The sequence below is a fragment of the Mergibacter septicus genome (assembly GCF_003265225.1).
GTDB classification, from domain to species: Bacteria; Pseudomonadota; Gammaproteobacteria; order Enterobacterales; family Pasteurellaceae; genus Mergibacter; species Mergibacter septicus.
In genome coordinates, this window is sequence record NZ_CP022013.1 from 1,537,298 (window position 1) to 1,562,234 (window position 24,937).

At 34.7% G+C, this 24,937-nt stretch carries 19 protein-coding genes and 4 tRNA genes; 9 read left to right on the plus strand and 14 right to left on the minus strand.

Annotated features, from left to right (window positions below):
• Both folX and CEP47_RS07260 read left to right on the plus strand, forming a co-directional pair.
• Positions 1-366: a dihydroneopterin triphosphate 2'-epimerase gene (gene folX, locus CEP47_RS07255; RefSeq protein ID WP_261920263.1), complete on the plus strand. Its 366-nt coding sequence runs from the start codon at positions 1-3 to the stop codon at positions 364-366.
• 351 nt (positions 367-717) lie between these two features.
• Positions 718-1,149 (plus strand): coiled-coil domain-containing protein, encoded by a 432-nt coding sequence (locus tag CEP47_RS07260; RefSeq protein WP_261920262.1) that lies wholly within the window; start codon positions 718-720, stop codon positions 1,147-1,149.
• A gap of 239 nt (positions 1,150-1,388) precedes the next feature.
• Here the strand turns inward: CEP47_RS07260 and gyrB are convergent, their stop codons facing one another.
• Positions 1,389-3,800 (minus strand): DNA topoisomerase (ATP-hydrolyzing) subunit B, encoded by a 2,412-nt coding sequence (gene gyrB, locus CEP47_RS07265; protein ID WP_261920261.1) that lies wholly within the window; start codon positions 3,798-3,800, stop codon positions 1,389-1,391.
• A 106-nt stretch (positions 3,801-3,906) separates the two neighbouring features.
• Positions 3,907-4,425, minus strand: a complete 519-nt coding sequence (locus CEP47_RS07270) for a hypothetical protein (RefSeq protein ID WP_261920260.1) — start codon at positions 4,423-4,425, stop codon at positions 3,907-3,909.
• 199 nt (positions 4,426-4,624) lie between these two features.
• On the opposite strand from CEP47_RS07270, the gene recB reads away from it, so the two are divergent.
• Positions 4,625-8,281 carry an exodeoxyribonuclease V subunit beta gene (gene recB / locus CEP47_RS07275; RefSeq protein WP_261920259.1) on the plus strand — a complete coding sequence of 1,219 codons (3,657 nt, stop codon included), beginning with the start codon at positions 4,625-4,627 and terminating at the stop codon, positions 8,279-8,281.
• Positions 8,281-10,218 carry an exodeoxyribonuclease V subunit alpha gene (gene recD, locus CEP47_RS07280; RefSeq protein WP_261920258.1) on the plus strand — a complete coding sequence of 646 codons (1,938 nt, stop codon included), beginning with the start codon at positions 8,281-8,283 and terminating at the stop codon, positions 10,216-10,218. Before recB ends, recD begins: the two co-directional genes overlap by 1 nt.
• Positions 10,219-10,284: 66 nt before the next feature.
• On the opposite strand, the gene CEP47_RS07285 is transcribed toward recD, so the two are convergent.
• Both CEP47_RS07285 and CEP47_RS07290 read right to left on the minus strand, forming a co-directional pair.
• Complete coding sequence (locus tag CEP47_RS07285; protein WP_265482644.1) at positions 10,285-12,429, minus strand: 3-hydroxyacyl-CoA dehydrogenase NAD-binding domain-containing protein; 2,145 nt, start codon at positions 12,427-12,429, stop codon at positions 10,285-10,287.
• A gap of 4 nt (positions 12,430-12,433) precedes the next feature.
• Positions 12,434-13,750 (minus strand): acetyl-CoA C-acyltransferase, encoded by a 1,317-nt coding sequence (locus CEP47_RS07290; protein ID WP_265482645.1) that lies wholly within the window; start codon positions 13,748-13,750, stop codon positions 12,434-12,436.
• A gap of 163 nt (positions 13,751-13,913) precedes the next feature.
• Here CEP47_RS07290 and smpB point away from each other — a divergent pair, with 163 nt between their 5' ends.
• Complete coding sequence (gene smpB / locus CEP47_RS07295) at positions 13,914-14,384, plus strand: SsrA-binding protein SmpB (protein ID WP_261920257.1); 471 nt, start codon at positions 13,914-13,916, stop codon at positions 14,382-14,384.
• Between the two features lie 52 nt (positions 14,385-14,436).
• Here the strand turns inward: smpB and cpdA are convergent, their stop codons facing one another.
• The 5 genes from cpdA to CEP47_RS07320 all read right to left on the minus strand — a co-directional run bounded on the left by cpdA (position 14,437) and on the right by CEP47_RS07320 (position 19,930).
• A complete protein-coding gene (gene cpdA, locus CEP47_RS07300; RefSeq protein ID WP_261920256.1) occupies positions 14,437-15,279 on the minus strand; it encodes a 3',5'-cyclic-AMP phosphodiesterase in 843 nt (280 codons plus the stop codon).
• A gap of 131 nt (positions 15,280-15,410) precedes the next feature.
• Positions 15,411-16,049, minus strand: a complete 639-nt coding sequence (nudF, locus tag CEP47_RS07305; RefSeq protein WP_261920255.1) for an ADP-ribose diphosphatase — start codon at positions 16,047-16,049, stop codon at positions 15,411-15,413.
• Entirely contained in the window at positions 16,049-16,483 is a 435-nt protein-coding gene (gene psiE, locus CEP47_RS07310; protein WP_261920959.1) for a phosphate-starvation-inducible protein PsiE, read from the minus strand. Before psiE ends, nudF begins: the two co-directional genes overlap by 1 nt.
• Before the next feature lie 88 nt (positions 16,484-16,571).
• On the minus strand, positions 16,572-17,318 hold the full coding sequence (locus CEP47_RS07315) for a 4'-phosphopantetheinyl transferase family protein (protein WP_261920254.1): 747 nt from the start codon (positions 17,316-17,318) through the stop codon (positions 16,572-16,574).
• Positions 17,319-17,386: 68 nt separating this feature from the next.
• Positions 17,387-19,930: a penicillin-binding protein 1A gene (locus tag CEP47_RS07320; RefSeq protein ID WP_261920253.1), complete on the minus strand. Its 2,544-nt coding sequence runs from the start codon at positions 19,928-19,930 to the stop codon at positions 17,387-17,389.
• Between the two features lie 87 nt (positions 19,931-20,017).
• On the opposite strand from CEP47_RS07320, the gene CEP47_RS07325 reads away from it, so the two are divergent.
• Genes CEP47_RS07325 through pilQ form a run of 4 tightly spaced genes read left to right on the plus strand, consistent with a single transcriptional unit; the run spans position 20,018 to position 23,110 of the window.
• Entirely contained in the window at positions 20,018-20,818 is an 801-nt protein-coding gene (locus tag CEP47_RS07325) for a hypothetical protein (protein ID WP_265482646.1), read from the plus strand.
• Between the two features lie 18 nt (positions 20,819-20,836).
• Positions 20,837-21,421: a hypothetical protein gene (locus tag CEP47_RS07330; protein WP_261920251.1), complete on the plus strand. Its 585-nt coding sequence runs from the start codon at positions 20,837-20,839 to the stop codon at positions 21,419-21,421.
• A gap of 14 nt (positions 21,422-21,435) precedes the next feature.
• Positions 21,436-21,957: a hypothetical protein gene (locus CEP47_RS07335; RefSeq protein ID WP_261920250.1), complete on the plus strand. Its 522-nt coding sequence runs from the start codon at positions 21,436-21,438 to the stop codon at positions 21,955-21,957.
• A gap of 13 nt (positions 21,958-21,970) precedes the next feature.
• A complete protein-coding gene (pilQ, locus tag CEP47_RS07340; protein ID WP_261920249.1) occupies positions 21,971-23,110 on the plus strand; it encodes a type IV pilus secretin PilQ in 1,140 nt (379 codons plus the stop codon).
• Positions 23,111-23,124: 14 nt separating this feature from the next.
• On the opposite strand, the gene CEP47_RS07345 is transcribed toward pilQ, so the two are convergent.
• The 5 genes from CEP47_RS07345 to CEP47_RS07365 all read right to left on the minus strand — a co-directional run bounded on the left by CEP47_RS07345 (position 23,125) and on the right by CEP47_RS07365 (position 24,864).
• Positions 23,125-23,199, minus strand: a tRNA-Gln gene (locus CEP47_RS07345).
• A gap of 30 nt (positions 23,200-23,229) precedes the next feature.
• Positions 23,230-23,304 (minus strand) — tRNA-Gln (locus CEP47_RS07350).
• A gap of 23 nt (positions 23,305-23,327) precedes the next feature.
• Positions 23,328-23,412, minus strand: a tRNA-Leu gene (locus CEP47_RS07355).
• 3 nt (positions 23,413-23,415) lie between these two features.
• Positions 23,416-23,492 (minus strand) — tRNA-Met (locus tag CEP47_RS07360).
• A 154-nt stretch (positions 23,493-23,646) separates the two neighbouring features.
• Positions 23,647-24,864 (minus strand): ROK family transcriptional regulator, encoded by a 1,218-nt coding sequence (locus tag CEP47_RS07365; RefSeq protein WP_261920248.1) that lies wholly within the window; start codon positions 24,862-24,864, stop codon positions 23,647-23,649.
• Positions 24,865-24,937: the final 73 nt, after the last annotated feature.

Sequence of the window (24,937 nt, forward strand, 5' to 3'; positions counted from 1 at the left end):
ATGCCAATCCTTCAACCCGCAGTAATTCGCATTGAAAACCTCCGACTTCGTACTTTTATTGGAATTAAAGAAGAAGAAATTCAAAACAAACAAGATGTCGTCATTCAAGTTAAAATTGGCTACAACAGTAGCCAAGCAGGTAACTCAGATAATGTTGATGATGCATTAAACTATCGTACTATTACAAAAAAAATTATTCAGCACGTTGAGAATAATCAATTTGCACTCCTAGAAAGAATGGTCAAAGAAGTACTCGAAATTGCAAGTGAACATTCATCTGTTGAATGGGCGGAAGTAGAAATAGCCAAACCATACGCTTTACGTTACGCTGATGCTGTTTCCTTAACATTAAGCTATAAAAAGTAATTTACTAATAATTGCTATCTATTAATATAAACATAATATTCGTATTGAATAACAAAATCATAATAAAATTAGTTATTATTCAATAGTGTCTTTTAAAGATTTTAAAATAAAAGAAAGATAGCAATTTTATTTTCTTATTAAGAAAAATATTATAAAATTATTAATGTACAACAATATAATTTTTATAAAAGTTTTTTATCTATTCTAATAATTCTCTCAATAAAAAGACTAATGAAAAAAATATTAATATTTAAAGTAACTTAACTTTGCTACTGAATTCTTCTTGATTAATTATCTTAGCTTGATATAATTTTGCCCTACTGTTCAAATCCTAACAACTATGGAAGCATTATGAAATTTAATAGTACCATACTTTCAATTCTAAGCTTGATTTTTAGTATTGCATTAGTTGCCTACATTGTATTGAATAACTCTGAAGATCAGGCTTACACTCAAGATCATATCGTAACCTTAAAAGATGAAGTCGTTAAACTACAACAACAAGTTGAAACCTTAGCTGAAAAATACACTGGTTTAGAAACAGAAATCAATAATCTTACTAAACATAAGAAAGCTAAAAAAGTAGTAACTACGCAAGATGTATCAAATGATGATCTTGATCTAGATGAAGAAATTAAAAAACTTTCAGCAGAAATTAATAAAATGAAAACTGTGATTAATAAATTAAATCGCCGTATGAATAAAATTGATGACTCTAGCGATAGCACCTGCCCATTTAAAATTTCAGATCGCAATACAGGTCGTCTTTCTTGTGTACAATAATATTTTAGATCTTTAATTTAAAAAATAAGTTGCTATAAAATATCTATCTTTATAATAAAGATAGATATTTTTTTAACTAAGAAATACCAATCTTAATTATTTTTAGAAAATCCTCAATATAAGAATTATTTTTTGCTAAGAACCATATTTTAATTAAATAGTATTAGTTACTTAAATATAAAAAAACACCTTTTAGCTTAGCTAAAAGGTGTTTTTATTTTTAAATTACTAGTTAAAAACTAAATATCTAAATTTGCATATAAGGCATTAGTCTCAATAAAATCACGACGAGGTTCAACTTCATCTCCCATTAAAGTAGTAAAGAGCTGATCTGCCGCTACCGCATCTTTAATAGAAACTTTAAGCATACGACGTACTTGAGGATCCATTGTTGTTTCCCATAATTGCTCTGGGTTCATTTCACCTAATCCTTTATAGCGTTGAATAGTTAGCCCACGTCGAGATTCTTTCACTAACCACTCTATCGCTTGCTCAAAACAATTTACTGATAAACGACGTTCACCTCGTGTAACATACGCTCCATCTTCAATTAAATGGCGTAATTGTTCCCCTAATTTCACAATACGAGTATAATCACCGCCCTCAATAAAATTCAAATCAAGATTATAATCCGTGTCAATCCCGTGGGTACGGACAACAATAACAGCCTCATATAAATGCCGTTCACTATTATATTCAATGCGATAGGAATAATAGTTACTTTGAGTTTCTTTTTGTATTAAGCTATCCACTAACACTTTGGTCCAACTTTCAACCTTTTCCTGATTTTTTAAATCATCTTGACTTAAAGTTGGCTGATAAATTAACGCTTTTAATAATGAACTTGGATACCGTCTAGATAAACGAGAAATTAACTTATGAACTTGATTATATTCAACAACTAAATTTTCTAAAGCAACGCCAGACATTGCTGGTGCATCAGCATTGATATATAAAGCAGCTCCATCAAGTGCAATAGCTAACTCATATTCTTCCATTGCTTCATCATCTTTAATATATTGTTCTTGCTTGCCTTTTTTAACTTTATAAAGTGGTGGTTGTGCAATATAAACATATCCCCTTTCTATCAACTCAGGCATTTGACGATAGAAAAAAGTTAATAATAAAGTACGAATATGCGAACCATCTACATCCGCATCTGTCATAATAATAATACTGTGGTAACGTAATTTATCAGGATTGTATTCATCTCGACCAATCCCGCACCCTAAGGCAGTTATTAATGTTGCCACCTCTTTTGACGATAACATTTTGTCAAAACGTGCTTTTTCAACGTTTAAAATTTTTCCTTTCAACGGCAAAATAGCCTGTGTTTTACGATCACGTCCTTGTTTTGCCGAGCCACCTGCTGAATCTCCCTCAACAATATACAATTCAGATAATGCAGGATCTCTTTCTTGGCAATCTGCTAACTTACCGGGTAATCCCCCCAAATCTAATGCACTTTTACGGCGAGTCATTTCTCTTGCTTTTCGTGCTGCCTCTCTTGCTCTTGCCGCATCAATAATTTTACTGACAATAATCTTAGCATCGCTTGGATTCTCTAATAGATACTCTTGTAAGCGTTCACCCATCAAAGATTCCACTGCACTTTTTACTTCGGAAGAAACTAATTTATCTTTTGTTTGAGATGAAAACTTAGGATCTGGCACTTTTACTGATACGATAGCAACCAATCCCTCTCTTGAATCATCACCAGAAGTCGCTACTTTTGATTTTTTGTTGTAGCCTTCTTTTTCCATATAATTATTTAATGTTCGTGTAATTGCAGCACGAAAACCAGCTAAATGCGTTCCACCATCTCGTTGCGGAATATTATTCGTAAAACAATAGAGATTTTCTTGAAATCCATCATTCCATTGCAATGCAATTTCTACACCAATTCCCTCTTTTTCTGCTGAAAAATAAAAGGGTTTTGCATGAATAGGATTTTTATTTTTATTCAAGTATTCAACAAAAGCTTGTATTCCACCTTCATAGTGAAAATGATCTGATTTATCACTACGTTTATCAAATAACTTGATTGATACTCCTGAATTTAAGAAAGACAACTCTCTTAAACGTTTAGCTAAAATTTCATATTGAAATTCAATATTGCTAAAAATAGTTGGGCTTGGCCAAAAACGAACAGAAGTACCTGTTTTAGTACTCTCACCAATAACAGTTAATGGTGCTTGTGGCACACCTAAATGATAAAATTGTTCATGTACTTGCCCTTCTCGGCGGATAGTAAGTTGTAATTTATCCGATAATGCATTTACAACTGATACGCCAACACCGTGCAAACCACCTGATACTTTATAAGAATTATCATCAAATTTACCGCCTGCATGTAATACCGTCATAATAACTTCTGCGGCAGAAACGCCTTCCTCGGGGTGAATCCCCACTGGAATACCACGACCATCATCTTGCACTGAAACCGAGTTATCTTCGTGAATAGTAACAATAATATCGGAACAATGTCCTGCCAATGCTTCGTCAATAGCATTATCGACTACTTCAAATACCATATGATGTAAGCCTGTACCGTCATCGGTATCACCTATATACATACCCGGACGTTTACGTACTGCATCAAGCCCTTTTAATACTTTAATACTTGATGAATCATAAGTAGTGTTCGACATAAATTTTTCTCTGTTTTAATAGCCCAAAATTAATAAAATTATAGCAGAAAAGAAGTGGAATTAACAGGTAAAAGCCCCCATTGACAAGCTTATCTCCCTATTACTGTTATTTTTTTAATGTTGATTTTCTAACTTCCTGACACACAGAAAACATCAAATCCATTCCTTGTTCTAAATAAGCATCATCTTCTCTTAGTTTTCCTCGTTGTAAATCCCGCATCGCCTCACCAATTCCCTGACGTAAACTGAGAAAATCAACCTTTTCACAGCCCATATAATTTAAATTTTGGCTTAATTCAGCCGCAAAAATTACCCCACTATAATAGCTAAATACAGTTTTAGTATAACCAATACCTTTAGCATAAAGATCCTGTTTTAACTGTGCTATACCATCAGGATAACGCCCAGCAAACCAATCTGCGACACCTTGATTAAAATCTTTGATGGGGTAATTAAAATCAATTTGCCCTCGATAAGTCTGTAAAGTAACTTGATAACCCGTTGCAAAAGATTTTTGATCCAAGGCTTGTTGAGATAATTGTGGAATAATTGGTGCTATATTTGATTGATTAGAACAAGCGGAGAGCCATAACTGTGATACAACAAACAACAAGATTAATCGCATAAATAATCCTTAAAATTCAACTAAATATCTTTAAAAATAAAGATATATTATAGTCTTATCTCAAGAATAGATGGAAGGTATTTCTAACTACTGAAAAAACTATTTAAAGATAGCCACAGTAAAGAGAATAGTTTTTTAAATTTATATTCTCTTTGTTAAAATCATCAACTACTGTCATCAGAAAAATATTGAGTAAAAAATGGTAACTACAACTCCACTTGAGCCAATTAGCCTTCCACTAGCTAGCACTAGCTTAATTGAAGCATCTGCTGGTACAGGTAAAACCTATACAATGGTATCGCTATATTTACGTCTATTATTACAAGCAGGTGAAAATCCTTTTCCACAGCTACTCACCGTTGAACAAATTTTAGTGGTTACTTTCACCAAAGATGCCACTCAAGAGCTACGAGAAAGAATTCGTTGTCGAATTAAAGAGGTCAAACATTATTTTCAACTTTATCAACAACAAGATCATTGTCTAGAAATAGAACAAGATCCCTTTTTACAGGCTTTAGTTAACAGTCTTAAACACCAGTTACCACAAGCGATTGCTCGATTACAACTCGCAGAACAATCTATGGATCGTGCCGCTATTTTTACAATTCACGGTTTTTGCCAACGAATGTTACTTCAATTTGCGTTTGATTCTGGCATTCATTTTAATTTAGAAATGAATCCTGATAACCAAAGTTTATTACAACGTTTAAGTAAGCAATTATGGCGAGAGCAATTTTATGCCTTATCTCCAGAACAAGCGGAAATTATTTATACCTATTTTTCAAGCCCTGATAAGATGGTTGAACGCCTAAAAACTTTATTAACTGGTGAGCTACCTAAATTATCGGAGCAAGCCTCAATTACTTCACTAACAGAGCTTATCCAACATATTTCAACCCAAACAACAATCTTAAAAAAATTATGGCAAGAACAAAAAGAGAGCTTAACACAATGGTTTGAACAACATTCTAGTCAGCTAAAATACACCCTAGGTAACAAAAATAAAATTTTTACACAAATTTTTCCTCAACTAGATCAATGGGCAGAAAGCAACAGCCCCACTCTACCTAAAGGCTTATTAGATTATTTCACCCAAGAAAAACTTGATAGCAGCATTAAAAAAAATGCTAGTGTACCATCACACCCATTTTTTACCCAGATATCACAACTACAACAAAATTATAACGAACATAAAAATCAACAGCTTGCCAACTATTTCTATGCTAAATTACTGCGTCAAAAATTATTTGCATACCGTGCTAACCATAGTGATAAAGGCTTTGATGATCTATTACGTTTACTGAAAGACAGCCTATCACAACCTCAAGGAAAACGCTTAGCTGAATTAATCCATCATCAATATCCTTTTGCAATGATTGATGAATTTCAAGATACCGATCCTCAACAATTTGCCATTTTTAATCAAATTTATTTAAGTTATCAGGCAGATCACGCTCACCATACTGCTAATGGCTTTATTATGATCGGTGATCCGAAACAAGCAATTTATCGTTTTCGTGGGGCTGATATTTTTACCTATTTTCAAGCCTCTAGTTTGGTTAAACACCGTTTTACATTAGATAAAAACTGGCGATCCAATGCTGAATTAGTAAAAGGGATTAATCAACTTTTTCAAGTTGCTCCGCAGTCATTTAAATTTGATAAAATTGATTTTCAACCAGTCAAATATCGAGATGATATCTTGCCTTTTAAATTAAAAGATCAAATTCAAGCCCCTCTTGTGATCTATCAAAGCCCAGCTGAAAAACTCTCTGCGGATAACTATCGCCATTTAATGGCTGAGAATTGTGCCAACAGTATCCAGCAATGGCTAAAATTAGCAGAAAATAATCAAGCCTTTTTGGGTGAAAAAAAGTTACAAGCAAAGGATATCGCTATCTTAGTTCGTACCAGCAAAGAAGCTGATATTATCCGTGCCTCATTATTACGACGTGGCATCGCTTCAGTTTATCTTTCTGAACGAACCAATATTTTTCAAACTAATACTGCCAAAGAATTACTCTTACTCTTACAAGCTTGCCTCAATCCATTTAATGAGCGAGCAATGCTTTCAGCCCTAGCAACTTCATTCTTCTGCTTAACAAGTGCCGAATTACACCAACTACATCAAGATGAAAAATGCTGGGATCTCCAAGTTGAACGTTTTTTACGTTACCAACAAATTTGGCACTGGCAAGGGGTTTTACCAATGTTGTATCAATTATTCAACAATGAACAGATCCCAACTAAATTGCAAAGCCGTCAAACCTCAACTGTGTTAGTCGAAAATGAACGAACATTAACTGATTTACTCCATTTAGCTGAATTATTACAACAAGCCGCACGTCTAAATAGAAATGAAACAGCCTTAGTCCGCTGGTATCAACAACAGTTATTACAAGCCGAAAAAGGTGAAACTGATGGAAAAGAAGAACAACAACTACGTCTAGAAAGTGAATTAGAATTAGTCAAAGTAGTAACTATTCATAAATCAAAGGGATTAGAATATGGCATCGTTTGGCTACCATTTATCGGCTTAGATAGTGATAAAAAACATACTCAAGCTATCCCACTCTATCACGATAATAATGATAATATTATTTGGAGTTTAAATGATGCAGCAAGTGATGCACAACAAAATGAAATACTGGCTGAAAATCTACGCTTACTTTATGTTGCCCTCACTCGAGCAAAATACCAAATCGCTTTAGGATTACCGCATAAATTCCCAGATAAAACTAATTGTTCAGCATTAGCCTACTTGCTTCGTGCCCAAACTGAAGAAAATTATGCTACACGACTGGCAAATAGCTTATCCGATATCAGGATTGAAATACACGCTGCTGAGCAACAACTTCCTGATCCTTGGCGACCACAACATTTTCCTCAACAACAATTACAAGCAAAAGATTTTCATAATGACATTGATCGAAACTGGCAAGTAAGTAGTTTTACCCAATTACAACAACTTAATCAGCGCCACCATCAACAGCTGGAAACAACTCGCCTTTCCTTCAATTTTCTTGATGAAGCAAAAGAATATGACACGCTATTTATGCCATCAATGAGTGAAAATATCAGTGAAACTTCTCCACTATCTTATCCTCAAGGTTATTCACCTTTAGATTTACCTAGTAATCAACATATCGGGATTACATTACATACTTTCTTAGAAAAATGTGATTTTCAACGCCCTCTTGAACAAAAACAGCTACAACAACTTGCTTTAAGCCTGAATTTAATCACAACCGAAAATCTTGCAGATAATGATGAAAATATACTGTGGCTAACCAGTTTAGAACAGTGGCTGAATCATATTTTATCAACACCACTGACACCAACAACGATCAGCCTTAATCAGATTACGAAAACAGATCGATTAAATGAATTAGATTTTTTCTTGAAAATACCTAATTCACTCTTTTTAGATCAATTTAATCACTTATTACAGCAACATCACCGTATAGCCGATTTAACTAAGCCTTTAGTCTTAGAAGATTTAAATGGTTTCATTCGAGGCTTCATTGATCTGATCTTCCGCCATCAAGGAAAATATTATCTAATTGATTACAAATCAAATTTTCTTGGAAAGCAAGCTAACGATTATAGTCCGCTTCAGCTTGATCAGGTTATTGCAGAGTACCGTTATGATTTACAATATTTAATTTATACACTCGCTCTTCATCGCTATCTCCGCCAACGTGATCCAAATTATCAATATCAACGTGACTTTGGTGGTGTTTTTTATCTGTTTTTACGAGGAATGGATCCTAATAATCCCGGACAAGGTATCTTCTTTGATAAACCGAGTGCCACGCTAATTGAAGCCTTAGATCAATTATGGGGAGATAATTAATGCTAACATTGCTATACCAACTAAGAAACGAGAATATTATTAGCTCTTTAGATTACTACTTTGCACAGTTCATCACTGAACAGGGAAAAGCCTGCTCAACCGCCACTCAAGATCTGGTGGCATTCCTTGCCTGCTTATCCAGTTACTACCACCAGCAAGGATACAGTTGCCTATACTTAAATGCAGAACTATGGAAAAATCCTTTTGATTTAGCCTACCGACAAGATAAATGTGAAATTTTGTCTGCAATCCAACAAAAAATGACAGAAGTGATGCCAACAACCTTAAATTTTCAACAATGGCAACACCAACTGCAATCACACCCTGCATTTAGCACTGCTCCTACTACTAACGCCCCTTTTCTATTACAACAATATTCAACTCAAACGGCATTATATCTACAACGTGTTTGGCAAGATGAACATCAAATTGCTACTTTTTTAGCTCAATCTAAAACTAACTCAAAGTTAAATAAAGAACAGATTGCCACCATTTTAGATAAGCTTTTTCCTGAACAAGATTCCAATCCAACCAATGAAATTAATTGGCAAAAAGTCGCTATTGCTACGGCGATAAAACAACAAATCTGTCTTATTTCAGGTGGTCCGGGTACAGGAAAAACTCGCACTGTTTCTCGATTGTTAATTGGTTTGCAATGGCTACAATTACTTAATCATCAAGCACCACTCTGCATAAAACTTGTCGCGCCTACAGGAAAGGCAGCAGCACGCTTAAACGAATCCATCTCTGATGCAATTCAATCTATGCCACTTGCAGATGAACTAAAAAATCTTATTCCTCAGCAAGCCTCAACAATTCATCGTTTACTCGGTCTCTCTGCTGATCGTTTAGCCAAATATAATCAAAATAATCCGTTAAACGTTGATGTATTAGTCATTGATGAAGCATCAATGATCGATTTATCTCTCCTTGCAACGCTTTTTCGAGCCTTACCCACCTCAACCAAAGTCATTTTACTTGGTGATAAAGATCAACTTGCTTCTGTAGAAGCAGGTGCCATTTTAGGTGAATTAGGGCGATTCTTAGACGAAGGATATAGCCTCCAACACGCTGAATATCTGCAACAAGTTTGCCAGCAGCAAGTCAATACCAATCATCATCAAACTCCGTTGCGAGATAGTCTATGTCATCTTTCAAAAAGTTATCGTTTTGATAGTCAGTCAGGTATATGGCATTTAGCACGTGCTATTAATCAAAATAATGCACATCAAAGTTGGCAATGCTTTACACGTTATGCAGATCTTGAATTAATCAATTATCAAAATTCACCTGCCCAACAAGTCGCAAACTATGCTGTTACTCAATATTCTCGCTATTTAGAACAAATTCTTGCTAAAAAAAACTTAACCCAAACTCAAATTAAACAAATATTCACCTTGTTTAAACAAATTCGCTTTTTAAGTGCATTAAGGATTGGGCATTTAGGTGTAGAAAATTTAAATGATCTGATAGCAGAACAACTACGTATAGCAAAATTAGTCTATTTTCGACAACCACACGAATGGTACAGTGGAAAAGCGATTATGGTGACACAAAATGATCCCAATATTCAACTGTTCAATGGTGATATTGGTTTAGCATTACCCAATGAAGACGGACGATTGAAAATCTGGTTTGAAAGTGAAAACGGTCAATTTCGTGCAATTTCTCCAAGCCGTGTTCCAGCGAATGAACCCGCTTATGTGATGACAATCCATAAATCTCAAGGATCAGAATTTGAACATTGTATTATGTTACTCCCTCAAGAGTTTAATCCTATCCTTACCAATGAACTTATTTATACAGGCATCACCCGTGCGAAAAAACGTTTGACCGTTTTTGCTGATGAACAGATCTGGAAAACAGCCGTCTATACCCATACCACCCGCCAAAGTGGGCTGGCAGAACAACTCAGAATGCTTTATGCCACTCATTAAAATACTTCACAAAAAGAAAAGCACTTTCATATAGAAAGTGCTTTCTGATACTGTATAGCTAAAAAGTTATAACCGATGTTGTTGACGCTCTTGCTCAGCTTGATCTAATAACCATTGACAAGGTTGAAAACGCTCACCGTAAAGTTTAACGTGTTGGTTTAATGCGTTTACAATTGAAATTGCACCAATATGCTGCATATAAGCATAAATTCCTCCTCTAAATTCAGGGAAAAATACACCTAATACAGATGCCATATTCCCTTCATCAATATGACGAATGACACCATCTTGTAAACAAGATGCCGCTTCGTTTAACATCATTAAAATACAACGACGAACAATTTGTTCTGCCTCTAAATTATTCTCTGCTATCGTTTTCATTGTATGGTAAATACTTTTATCCACCATTGTTCTTTCGTCTGTTTTAGAATTATAGAGATAAAATCCACGATGGTTTTTTCGTCCTTTACGATTATCTAAAATTAAATCGACAATTTTGGCAGGTAATTTAAAACGTACTCCATAATGCTGTTCTAATGTTGGTGCTGTTTTTGCAATCAGATCTAAACCAAAATCATCTAGCATAGCTAATGGCCCTATACTAAAACCAAACTCCTGTAATGCTCGATCGATAAATTCAACTGTTTCTCCTTCTTGCAAACAATAAATAGCTTCAAGTAAATAAGGGATCAAAATTCGATTAACAAAAAATCCTGGTTTATCCGCTACTAATAATGGGATTTTTCCTTGTTGATTAGCAAAATGAATCGCCGTTGCTATCGTTTTTTCTGATGTATGTGAATGTGGAATAATTTCCAATATTTTACGTTGGGTTATCGGTGAAAAATAGTGAAAACCAATGACATTCTCTGGTCTTGTAGCAACTGAGGCAATATCTGCAATACTCAAAGTAGAGGTATTACTAGCAAAAATAGTATCTGGTCGATATAAAGCTTCACTTTCTTGCAATACTTTTTGTTTTAAGGCTAAATCTTCATCAACCGCTTCAATAACAAAATCAGCTTTGGTGGTATTTGTAAACCGTTCTCCGCCACTAATTAAATACATTTTTTGTTGCATTTGCCCTAGCGTCAACTGACCTTTGGTGACTTCCTTTTGGAGTAAATGATAACTTAAATGTAAGGCATTACAGATCCCATCTGGATGAATATTTTTAATTCGGACAGGAATCCCCGCTCGATGTGCAGTAATATAAGCAATTCCTGCTCCCATAAAACCACCACCGATTACCGCCAAACATTTAACATCTCGCACTTGCGATCTCGCTGCATATTGAGATCGCATTAAACGCTTAGTCCGTTCTAATTGGCGTAAAACTTTTGAATTATCACTTTCAAATAAAGTTAAGAATGCTTGTTTTTCTGCCTTGATAGCTGGTGCCATTGAGGTCTGTTCCAGCACTTGAATAAGTGATGTGATGGCGGGGTAATTTGTAGAAGGACCTAACCACTCTTTGCTTTCTGCAACAGTTAAGAGCTGACGACGAGTAAAACTATTCTGTTCAAAAAAAACTCTAACTTTCTCTAATCCTTTTGTAATCTTGAAAAAAGGTTTAGCCAAATTTGCTGACTTTTGAATATATTGTATAGCGGTTTGTTGCAATAAACTCTCTGGCACAACATCATCAACTAAATTTATCTGTTTTGCCATTTTTGCATCAATTTTCTCTCCTGTTAATAACAAAGGTAATGCATTTTTTAATCCCACTGTTTGCGACAGCATAAAAGTACCACCAGCAAAGGGTAATAATCCTGAACGTACTTGTGGCATTGCAAACTTTGTCATCGGAGAAAGTGTCGCCACTCGGATATCACAAGCTAAAGCCAATTCCAATCCTAAACCAAAACAGTGTCCGTGAATTGCAGCAAGAGTAGGGATCGATAAACGCTTAATTTTCAACATTAATTGTTGAGCTTGTTCAATCATTGCAGCAAGTTGAGTTAAATCCTGCTGCTCTAATGCGAGTAGATCGAAACCTTGAATAAAATTCTCTACTTTAGCTGATCGAAAAATAAGGGCTTGTACTGGTAGTTGAACAACCTCATCTATAATTCGATCCAACTGTTGAATAAAATTAAAATCTAATATATTGTTTTTTTTCCCAACGACATCAATAGTGATAAAAGCAATATTATGTTGATCGACTTGTAATTTAACTTGTTCATTCTCAATATATTCTTTCTGTTCCATACTACTATTCTCGCTCTAAGATCATTGCTCCACCTAACCCACCAAGACTAGAAGAAGCAATTAAAGATAAATGTCCACCACGACGTTTTAATTCATATAAAGATTGAATAGCCAAACGTAAACTACTGACTGCTCGAGGATTACCATAAGCTAATGAGCCACCCCAAACATTAAATTTATCCATATCAACTTCCCCTACTTTTTCAGTACGATTGAGGGTTTGTTGTGTAAATTGTTGATCATCTAAAAGACGTAAATTAGTCAGTACTTGAGCTGCTGAGGTTTCATGCAAATCAATTAAATCTAAATCTTGTAAACTAATACCTGCTTGCTCTAACACCATCGCAATTGCTGGTACTGCACCACACAACATATTCTGCCAAACATCGGTTGCAACAGTAGCATAGCTTCGAATATAACCTAATGGCGTGAGTCCCTCCGCTTTCGCTTGTTGCTCATTCATCAATAAAATGGCAGCTGCACCATCACAACTACAAGAAGTATTCCATTCCGTTGCCGTAGCATAATAAGCCGAATTAAACGGTTTAAACTTTTGATAGAATTGAGGTTTTATATTTTTAGTAAAATGATTATCTGAAATCACAAACTGAGTGTAAGGTGGTGGAAAAGAGACCATAACTTGTTCTCGCAACACGCCACTTTGCCAAGCTTGTTTTGCCAATAAATGGGAACGTGCAGCATATTGATCTAACTCTTCTCGACTTAGATGAAAATCATAAGCTAGCTGTTCTGAAACATCAGAAAGTGATAATCCTGTTAGTGGATCACGTAAATTTGTCGCATTAAATTTAATATCTTGTAATTTTATTTGTCGCAATAAATGGTATTTATCAGTGTAAGTTTTTGCTTTCAAGATATCTTTTAATTGTTGGATTAAGCGTGAATTTAAACGAATAGGTGCGTTAGAAAAAGAATCCGCCGCACCAGCAATCCCACAATCAATAGCACCAATTGCGATACTACTTGCCATATTGGCTAATACTTGAATCCCTGTAATACAAGCATTACTGACTGTATATGCAGGTAAATGAGGCATATTTAATAATAAAGCAATTTCACGGGAGATATTAGGTACATCGGGATCATGCATCACTTGCCCAAAAATGAGCTGATCAATCTTGGTGCGTTCTATAGGTAGGCGATTCAATAATTCATTGGTTACCATAGCCCCTAAATCTTTTGCATATACATCTTTAAAATCAGTATTTTTTTTCACAAAAGGGGTTCTTAAACCATCAATAATTGCCACCCTAGCACCCTGTGTTGTTTTTAGCTGTGGATAATTGTTTGCTTTCAACATTCATCTTCCCTATTTTGCGGCTATGCTTTTCAAATAATTTACTTTTATAGCCGTATTGTATCTTATTCCCCCTTTAGGAGCGAGTATTGAGATCGTCCTTTGTAATTCCATTCGCTATTCGGTAAAATAAGGCGAATTGTTTATACTCACTACACTAATGATTATGTCGAAAAAGAAAACAAATAATACGATTGCTTTAAATAAAAGAGCAAAACACGATTATTTTATTGAAAATGAAATTGAAGCAGGTTTAGCCTTACAAGGCTGGGAAGTAAAAGCTTTGCGTGCAGGGAAAGCAAACATCGGTGATAGTTATGTTATTTTTAAAAATGGAGAAGCATTTCTCTTTGGTGCTAATATCACACCGTTGACCGTAGCTTCAACCCATATTGTTTGTGATCCTACCCGTACCCGCAAATTATTACTCAGCAAAAGAGAACTAGATTCGCTGTTTGGTAAATCCAATCGTGATGGTTATACCATAGTAGCACTTTCACTTTACTGGAAAAATGCTTGGGCAAAAGTCAAAATTGGTATCGCTAAAGGGAAAAAACAACACGATAAACGCCAAGATATTAAAGATCGTGAATGGAAACTTACTAAAGATCGTATTATGAAAAACGCAACACGTTAATTATCTTTTTCTGTTTCTAAAAATTATCCCTGTTAACAGGGATAATTTTCAATTAATAACCACTTACATTTACATTTGGTAAAAATAATTTTTCTTCAATTCTTTTCACAGTTGTAACTATCTCACCATTTGGATATAAACTTATCTCTCGCCACCCCGGCTGAAGATTATCTAAAGTAAATTGTGCACAATCTGGTTTAAACTGAATACCAGTCGAAGGTGTTGCTAAAACTCTATATCCATACCAATTCGTATCCACAGCCTGATGAATATGTCCATACATTAAAACTTTAACCTGTTGATGACGTTGTAAAATTTCAAGTAACTGGTAACTGTTGCGTAAATTATGCTGATCCAACCACGCAGAATTTGTTGGCACTAAATGATGATGGAATGCAATTAAAGCGTGACGTTGAGGATATAAAGCTAGTTGTTGATCTAACCACTGTAACTGTTCTTGGCTTAACTTGCCATAAACCGCACCCGCTACCTGACTATCTAACAACAATACTTGCCAATACTCCCCTAATAAAAGATGCTTCTCTGGATAAATCTCTTTACTGTATTGGAATACTTCTAACAAATTAGGCTGAAAATCGTGATTACCAGGTAACCAAAAAAGCGGTTTTAGATCCGTTTGTTGTATTAATGGTGAAACCTGCTGAACAAAATGTTGATATGCCTCTCGGCTATCATCTTGAACAAAATCACCTGTTGCAAGAATTAACTCATAAGCAAAATTACTCTTAATAACTTCTCTTACTACCTGTTTAAAACTCTCTAAGGTATTTACCCCAAGTAGCTCACCTTTAGAATCTGCAAATAGGTGTGGATCAGTGAGTTGTAATACTTTCACAACATCACTAACTGAAGTATGTTGATAGATACCCGACACAATTGACCCCTCAAATAAAATTAAATTGATAACTAACTACTTTAATTTGTTCTCTGAAAAAGTCAGCAACAAATTGTTCAAAATGTTAATTCCCGCACATTTTTACCAATCTTTTAGTATAAAGTGTCGCCTTAATCACATTTTTTCCATTGCTGTTGCAAACGAGGATAATTTAATTCTAACCATTGTAGCCCTATAATGGTAATCGCATTATCTATCTTCCCTTCCAATAGCCAATGATAAGCAATTTTTCGTGGAATAATATGTACTTTTATATCCTCATGTTCTTCGGCTAAACCATAAACGCCACCGACATGGCGACTATCTAATAACCCCACAAAAAGGTGAATACGTTCAACCATACCTCCGGGACTATCCCAAAAACTGATAATATGTTGTAGAGATCTCAACGTAATCCCTGCTTCTTCTCGACTTTCTCGAATTGCAACATCTTCAGCCTGTTCTCCATCTTCGATCATTCCAGCAATTAATTCCAATAACCAAGGTGAGGATGCTGATTTTGACGACACCGCTCCAATCCGAATTTGCTCTATCAAAACAACACTATCAGCCTTCGGATCATAAGCCAAAACAGCCGCAGCAGATTTTTTAATCAGTAATTCCCGAGTTACTACATCACTCATCTCACCACTAAAAAGACGATGACGAAATTTAACGCTTTGCATTTGATAAAAACCATCAAAAACTATATCTCGATCAATTACTTCAACATCTTGTTGTGTATATTGTTGAATAAACTGTTTCTGCATTATTTTTCCATCTCCTCTTGTTTAATTTCATCAGGACGAACTATCCGCAATGCAATTACCATAATTAAAACTGCAGCTGAAAAAAGTAAGGTATTAGCTGAATTTGAGTGGTCAACAATAATTAAACGAATCATTGCAGTAATACCGATATACAGGAAATATCTTAACGGAAAATGAAAACCCGCTTTAAAATACTTTAAAATTAATTCTAAAAACTCAAAATAAAGGAAAAATACTAAGATTTGTTCAGCTAAGATATAAGCAATTTTGTCATCAGCATTTTTTATTAATACAATATTGACTAACTCAACAATTTGTTTACCAAGTAAAATTAATAAAACCCCAGCTAAAATAATCAAAGCAAAATTCAAGACCCATTGTAATAATTTTGTTATGCCCTTAATTAAAAGGGTTACTTCACTATTTTTTTCTATATTCTTAAAATAAGAGGTTATTAAATTATTCTTTTCCATTTTATCCTCCATTACCACTTAAAACGGAAATATTTCTAAAATGCAATTCTCAAATCGTTAATGAAAAAAATTTAGCCTCTAAATGCTCTTTTATCGTTAATTCACCATTCCATTCAAAACAACTAATCTCATTTTCTTGACTAAAACAAGCTAAATAAAAAGGTAGTTTTGAGAAAAAAATAACGTTGCCTATCGGACAATGCTGAGTAATAAATTTATTATTTTCAGCCTCAAAGATAACATCTGACAATCCAACAATACCTATTCCACTACTTTTTAATATCGCTTCTCGGCAGCACCAACTCTGATAAAAAGCCTTCTCTTGATCAACTTGTTTTTGCCACCATCTAATTTCATTTTCAGTTGCATAATAGTGTAATAAACGTAAAAAATTACGTTTTTTTTGTGGACTCTCAATATCAATTCCTACTTTTAAAATACCAGAATATAGATTATTAGTATTAATGCTTACAATTACTGCAACCCAATCACCTGAATGACTTAAATTAAAATCTATTTTGGGAATGATATTTTCAGGAATTAAGAAAGAAGGTCGTCCTTTTTCACTCTTGATGAAAGGATAATTAAAATAATGTTCCAGCTGATGGCGATGTAATAACCTCCACAATAAAAAATAACCAATTTTACGTAATAATCTTTTATTTTGAACTGATTGATTAATAAAATTATTGGCTGGATCACTTATTTTAGTTTCTAACCAAGCTAATATTGGCTGAGGCATTTTTTCAAATGGATAATTTTGGTGAACGTTTCCCCACGCTATCAATGTTGGCATTATTGACTTCCCACACTATCTCAGGAAATTAAGTAAATAGGCTACCTATGAAGGTAGCCAAATTCATCTTAGAAGATTTCTTCATCTTCACCTAAACTATTTTTTATTTGCAATCCTTGTTGCTGAATATATTTTTGCGTTGGTTCTGTTCCCTGAATAAAATATTCATCAATCCCTTCATCACTTAATAAACCATTTTGTGGGGAAATTTTTAATTCAATGATACCTTCAGGTATTGGATCTTGACGATAAGGCACCTCTTTCAAGCGGGTTTGTAAATATTCTATCCAAGCTGGAATAGCTGTTTTACCACCGCCTTCATTCTTGCCTAAATTTAACGCTCCGCTATCAAAACTGAGATAAGTCGCAGCAACATAATCTCCCGCATATCCAACATACCAAGCAGCTTTATTACTATTAGTTGTCCCCGTTTTTCCACCAATATCAGGTCGATTTAACCCTCTCGCTCGCCAGCTTGTGCCAATCCAAGATTTACTTTCATCACCATAAATCCCCGAATTTAAAGCACTTCGTATCAAAAATGCAACTTTACCGCTAATCACTCTAGGAGCATACCCTCCCTGATTATCCTGATCTAACAATTCAGGTGCATTCTCTAACTGTTTATTTTCTGTTTCTAATTCAGGAACATCTGGGACAGCATCAACTGTATTATCCACGCCATCTAAAATACTATCAGCCTTTAATCGCTGTTCACCACTCCCTGCCGTTGCAGAATTATCAACTTTTTGCTGTAAAAAATCTAATGGTTGTACCGCACCATAAATAACTGGAATTTGGCTATCACTACAACTAAAACACGCCAATTTTGGTTTTGCTTCAAAAACAGTGGCATCATTATCGACAATCTTACTAATTAAATAAGGATTAATTAAAAAACCACCATTATCAAAAACCGCATATCCTCTTGCCATCTCTAAAGGGGTAAAAGAGGCGGCTCCCAAAGCAAGCGCTTCGGTTGCAACATATTGCTCTGGCTTAAAACCAAAGCGTTGTAAATAATCAGCAATATAATTGACGCCTATTAACTGTACAACCCGTACCATTGCAGCATTTTTTGATAAACCAAAACCTTGACGTAACCGCATTGGCCCATCATACCGATTAGGTGAGTTTTTAGGTTGCCAAGGCGGCTGTCCAACTTTTCTAATCGTTACTGGTGCATCATTAATTATTGTCGCTAAAGTTAATCCTTTATTTAAAGCTGCTGCATAGATAAAAGGCTTAATTGAAGAACCAACTTGAACTAAAGATTGAGTCGCTCGATTAAATTTACTACGTTGAAAACTAAATCCTCCGACCATTGCTTCAATCGCACCATTAATACTATTTAAGGAAACAAAACCTGAGTTAGCTAATGGGATCTGACGTAACTGCCACTGTTGTTTATCATTTTGCTCTAACCATATCATATCCCCAACGTGCAAGATTTTTTGAATTTGTCCCGCCCATTTTGCCCCTTCTGCCAGTAACTGGGTTTGTTCTCCAGAAGCTAATAGTATGGTTGCCGCTTTACTATCCACTGCTAATACAGCTGCTGGCTGTAATGGATCTGAATTAGGACGACTGCGTAAAAAACCAATGATCCGTTGCTTATCCCAAGCTTCTTCTCCTTTTTTCCACAGTGGCTGCCCACCACGATAGCCGTGTCTAATGTCATAGGCAATTAAATTATCTCGCAATGCTTTTTGGGCTGCTTGCTGTGCATCAGATAAAATAGTGGTATAGACTTTAAAACCTTTCGTATATGCTATTTCTTCGCCATAGCGTTTAACCATTTCTTGGCGTACTGATTCCACTACATAATCTGCTTGTAAATCTAGCATTGAGCCGTGATAAGCAGCTGTTAGTGAGGAATTAATCGCCTGTTCATATTCTGCTTGGCTAATGTAATGTAAATCTAACATTCTCCCAAGTACAACGTTACGGCGTTCAGTCGCCCGTTTTAAAGAATAAAGTGGATTCAAGGTTGACGGTGCTTTGGGTAAACCAGCAATCATAGCCATTTCACTTAAACTTAATTGATCTAAAGACTTACCAAAATAAGTTTGAGCTGCAGCCGCAACGCCATAAGAACGATAGCCTAAATAAATTTTGTTTAGGTATAAACTTAAAATCTGTTGTTTGCTTAGCGTACGTTCAATTTCAATGGCTAAAACCGCTTCTTTAATTTTTCGAATTAAGGTTTTTTGCGAAGATAGAAAAAAATTTCGTGCTACCTGTTGAGTAATGGTACTTGCACCTTGAGAAACCCCACCATTTATAATAGCGACTTTTAATGCTCGCATAATACCAATGGGATCAATACCATAATGCTCATAAAAACGGCTATCTTCAGTAGCAATTACAGCATCAATCAAAGGTTGTGGTACTTGATCTAAGGTAACAGGGATACGCCGTTGTTCTCCAACTTCACCAATTAATTTTCCATCAGCAGTAAAAATCTGCATTGGTTGTTGTAACTCAATATTTGTTAATGAACTGACATCTGGAAGTTTAGATTTAATATAGAAATAGCCACTCCCTGCAATCGCTATTCCTAATAAAGTAACGGTTAGTAAGGTACTAAATATTAATTTTGCGATCTTCACCGATAAATTCTCTCTCTGTTTACACTAAAACATATTTCTAATGAATACTTTATATTCCTAATAACCACTAAGTATAGAACTTATCGTATGAAAGCAAAAGGTAAAGCCGAAAAAAAAGTCCAAACTTTTCCGATTGGCGTAATCTACAAGCAACAATGCTTTTATGCTGCTTGGTTTGAAGCTGAAAAAATCCGATTTTTTCAAACAAATGATATAACAGTATTACAACAACATCTTAATGAGGTGCTAAAAAAACTCAAAATAGCATATAAAAACTGTTGCTTAATAACCTCTATTCCATCACATCTTTGTTGGCATACTCAAAAAAGTATTCCTTACCAATTCAATAATTATGAAATTTATCTTCATGTAATGAATCTACTTAAGCAAGAATTACCTCAGGATAATGAAGAGATTTGGTTTGATTATAATATTAATGGCCAACGCCTTGATCTTTATGCTATTAAAAAAAATTATGCTACTGATATTACAGAACAATTTTTACCACTAGCAATCAATGTGTTAGATATTTTTCCTCATGTTTTATTACGTGCTTTTAAATATTTTTCAACCTCTAATCAAACAGATACTTTATTTTGTTACTATACCGAACAACAGCTTTATTTTTTACTAGAAACAGCTGAAAATTTATTCTCATTTTCATCATCTTTAGCGACAAAATCTAGTTTTTCTCAAATAACACAACAAATTAGCCCAAAATTAACCCCATCATTATCCCATTGCATAATCTACCAAAATGTCAATCTTCCGACACTCAACTTTGACTTCTTACCACCACAATGCCGTATTGAATATCTTCAAAGTGAGATCGGTTGTGAAAAATTTCTGGCACTTGGCTGTGCTTTATGGGGAATAGATAGAAAATAAGACTTTAAGGAAAATAGTATGAAATTCAACAAACCATATCCAAACCAAATTAATTTATTACCTTGGCGACAACATTTATATCGCTCTCAAATTCGATTATTTCTCTGCCAAGTATTATGTATCTTAACTATCACCCTACCACTTACTGGCTGGGTACTTCAGAGTAATCAATACAGAAAAAATCAACTAGAACAATTACAACAAAAAAAGCAACAGTTAATTGCAACACAACAAAATTTAGAAAAAATGATACAACAGCAACGCCAACAATTAGCGGGTAAACTAGAGTTAAATGCTCTCTCCCTCACAACCCTTAATAAATTTTTCCCATTTCTAACCCTATTACCGTTAACCAAAGGCAATCTTCAACAAGTACAACTTTCAATTAACCCATTAAATAAAAAACAATTCCCTTTATTTCAATTAGAAGGTATTGCTGGTAATCAACTTGAACTAGAACAACTCCAACAACAAATCCCAACGTTTTGGTATAGCGAAAAACAATCTCAACATAAGCCTAAACTTATCTCTTTCACTTCGCTTACAGATAAACGTTACCATTTTGTCCTTGAATTTAATATCGCTTTTGAACCTTCACCATAAAATAGGATCAAACAATGTTTCAATTTCATCACCCATCAGCTATTCTTTGGTTTTTATTAGAATTATCTCATTTATCACGTTATTTAATCTTACTTTTGATTGCTTTATTACCACTAGCCTACCCACTTTTTCAATTTAGCCAGTTACATCTACAACAACAGCAATTAGAGCAAACTTTGCACCATCTGGAACAAAAAAATCAAATTCAAAACCGTCTTTATCAAGCCCTAAAACAAAAAACTGAACAACAAAATCGACATCAAATCACCCGAAATGTTACCGAACTAGAAACTCGACTTGAACAATTAACACTTAGCTATCCAAATCTAAAATTAAGCAGGGAATGGCAATTCTCTGGACTAGCACAAGCTGAAATCAACATCATATCTACTTATGTTGAACTCTATCATGCTCTAACTGAATTATTCCAAACCTTACCACAAGGCTGGCAAATAGAAAAAATTTCGCTACAAAAAAATAAAGACAAACAGAAGTTAACTGCACAATTACATCTTTTTCATTCTGCTTTTAATTAAAGGAGATTTTTTTATGTACTATTGTCTAAGCATCATTCTAATATATTCTTTTTTCATTTCATTTAGTTATGCTACTTCACCAAAAGGGCAATTAAAAGATCCTTTTTTTACTTCAATCATTGATGATACTAATCATGATAATAACGATGCTTTAATGACATCTCCAAAACTTGAATTAGCAGTAATTAAATTAAAATATGCTAATGCAAACGATCTCACTAAAGCATTAAACCATCTGGTTAAAAGCAGTAGCTATGATGAAAGAACAAATAGTGTAATCCTACAAGCTGAAAAAAACGAATTAAGCCAAATAAAACAAATCATCGAACAATTAGATCAACCGATCACTCAAATTGCTATTGAAGCAAGAATCGTTACCATCAGTAATGATAGCCTTGATGAATTAGGAGTTCGTTGGGGTATTTTTGAGCCTACTCAAAACTCACGTAAAATAAATGGTAGTTTTGAAGCAAATAGCTTTAATAATTTAGCTGATCAACTTATTGTCAATTTTGATAATGATAATAAAATAACCGCTTCCCTAGCACTACAAGTTGCAAAATTACATGGACGCTTACTTGATTTAGAGTTACGTGCATTAGAACAAGAAAATAATGTTGAAATTATTGCTAGCCCACATCTTTTAACCACTAATCATCGTAGTGCAAGCATTAAACAAGGTACTGAATTACCTTATCTGATCCACAATAGCAAAAATGACTCATACAAAGTTGAATTTCGGGAAGCTGTGTTAGGTTTAGAAGTTACTCCACACTTACTTCATCAAGACACTATTTTATTAGATCTCACCGTCAGTCAAAATTCACCCGGACGTCCTATTTTAGCCGCTCAAGGTATTGTCAGTATTGATAAACAAGAAATTAAATCACAAGTTGCCAGTAAGAATGGTGAAACGATTGTATTAGGTGGTATTCTACAAAATATCCTCAATAAAGGAATAAATAAAGTCCCTGTGCTAGGCGATATCCCATTACTTGGTAAAGTATTTCAAAGTAAAAGTGAACATCATAAACAACGTGAGTTAGTGATCTTCATCACACCACATATTATCAGATCAAACCAACAGCGATTAGAAAATTACCAACAATATAAAATGAAAGAAAATAATTATAAAAGTGAGAAATATAAATAGAAGTGAGTAATATATGGCTGGGGTGCTAGGATTCGAACCTAGGAATGCTGAGATCAAAACCCAGTGCCTTACCGCTTGGCGACACCCCAATCTAAGATTTAGCGGGATTAGAATTTATATGGCTGGGGTACTAGGATTCGAACCTAGGAATGCTGAGATCAAAACCCAGTGCCTTACCGCTTGGCGATACCCCATCTTAAAATTCTTATCTCTTAAATGGTGCGGGAAGAGGGACTTGAACCCACACACCTCTCGGAACCAGAGCCTAAATCTGGCGCGTCTACCAATTTCGCCATTCCCGCAAATGGTGGCTATGACGGGATTCGAACCTGTGACCCCAACATTATGAGTGTTGTGCTCTAACCAACTGAGCTACATAGCCTCCGTGCATTCGCCTCAATGGCGTTTGCGGGGCTAATTATGCTGATAAGAGACTATCTCGTCAACTCTTTTTTAACAAAAAAAAGCTTTTTTCGCTTGTTCGAATATAGATTAAGCAATTTAATGAAAAAAACATCAATTTAAGCTCACTATTATCACACTTTTTTGTTATTTAATTCCTTCTCACAGTACTGCTGTAATAAATCTCCTTCCCATAAAGCCCTTTTAATTAAAGCAAAACCACCAATTACCTCCTCATTTTTTAATTGGGAAGATTCAATTGAAGTATTTTCGGCTAAATTAGATAAAGCATAACAAGATAAAGCTTTTTTTATTGCAGGAAAAAGCACCGCAGCAGCTTGAGTAATTTCACCTGAAATAACAATCTTTTCAGGATTAAATAGATTAACACTCATTGCTAATACTTTCCCTAACTGCTCACCAACATAGTTCATTAATTGTTTTGCATTTTGATTATGTTCAATATCTTGATAAAGATTACTAATACTATAAGAGTGAGGCTCTAATTTCCCCTGATTATCTAATATCTGTTGCATTTGTTGTTCGATGGCCCGATTACTCACCACCGTTTCCAAACAACCGATATTACCACACAGACACGGTTTCCCATCGGGTTCAACCTGAATATGGCCTAATTCTCCAGCAGTATATTGATGCCCCGCTAAAAGCTGATGATTAAATACAATACCTGCCCCAACTCGAGTATGATGAATACGCAAGAACAGTAAATCATTGCATGCTTTAGCTCCACCTAAATAACATTCAGCCAACGCTAAACTACGAATATAATGACCTAAATAAACAGGCATTGATAATATTTTTTTTAAAGCGCTTATTGGATTCCAAGGATTAGCAAATGATAAATTAGGTAACTGATATACAATGGAATTTTTTTCATCAACAATACCATTTACCACAAAAGCACTGGCTAAAAATAATTGAGATAACGTAACCTGCTCCTGATAAAAAGCCTGTATTTCAGCCAATAATTGTTGTTCTAATTCATTAATAGAATGAAATGCCTGTAATACCACTTGCTGGTGTGTTAATAATTCCCCAGCTAAATTCATTACCGCCAATGTCAATCGCCTATGATCTAAAGAAATTAATAAAGTTAACCAATTTTGTTGCTCCAACACCAAAGAAACAGCTCGCCGTCCACCAGTTGATTGTTGGTACTCCACTTCTTTAATCAATTTTTTAGCTAATAATTGTCGGCAAACCTTAGTCACACTTGCTGGTGCTAATTGACTTAATGTTGCTAATTGAATTCTTGATATAGGGGAATGTTGTTCAATTAAACGATAAAGTAAAGCACTATTATTTGACTTTCCCAAAGTATAATGAGTCATTGACGTTATTCCATTTGATAACAGGAAATTTTATGATAACTATCTAATCATTTTCCCACTGAATAAATGTAAA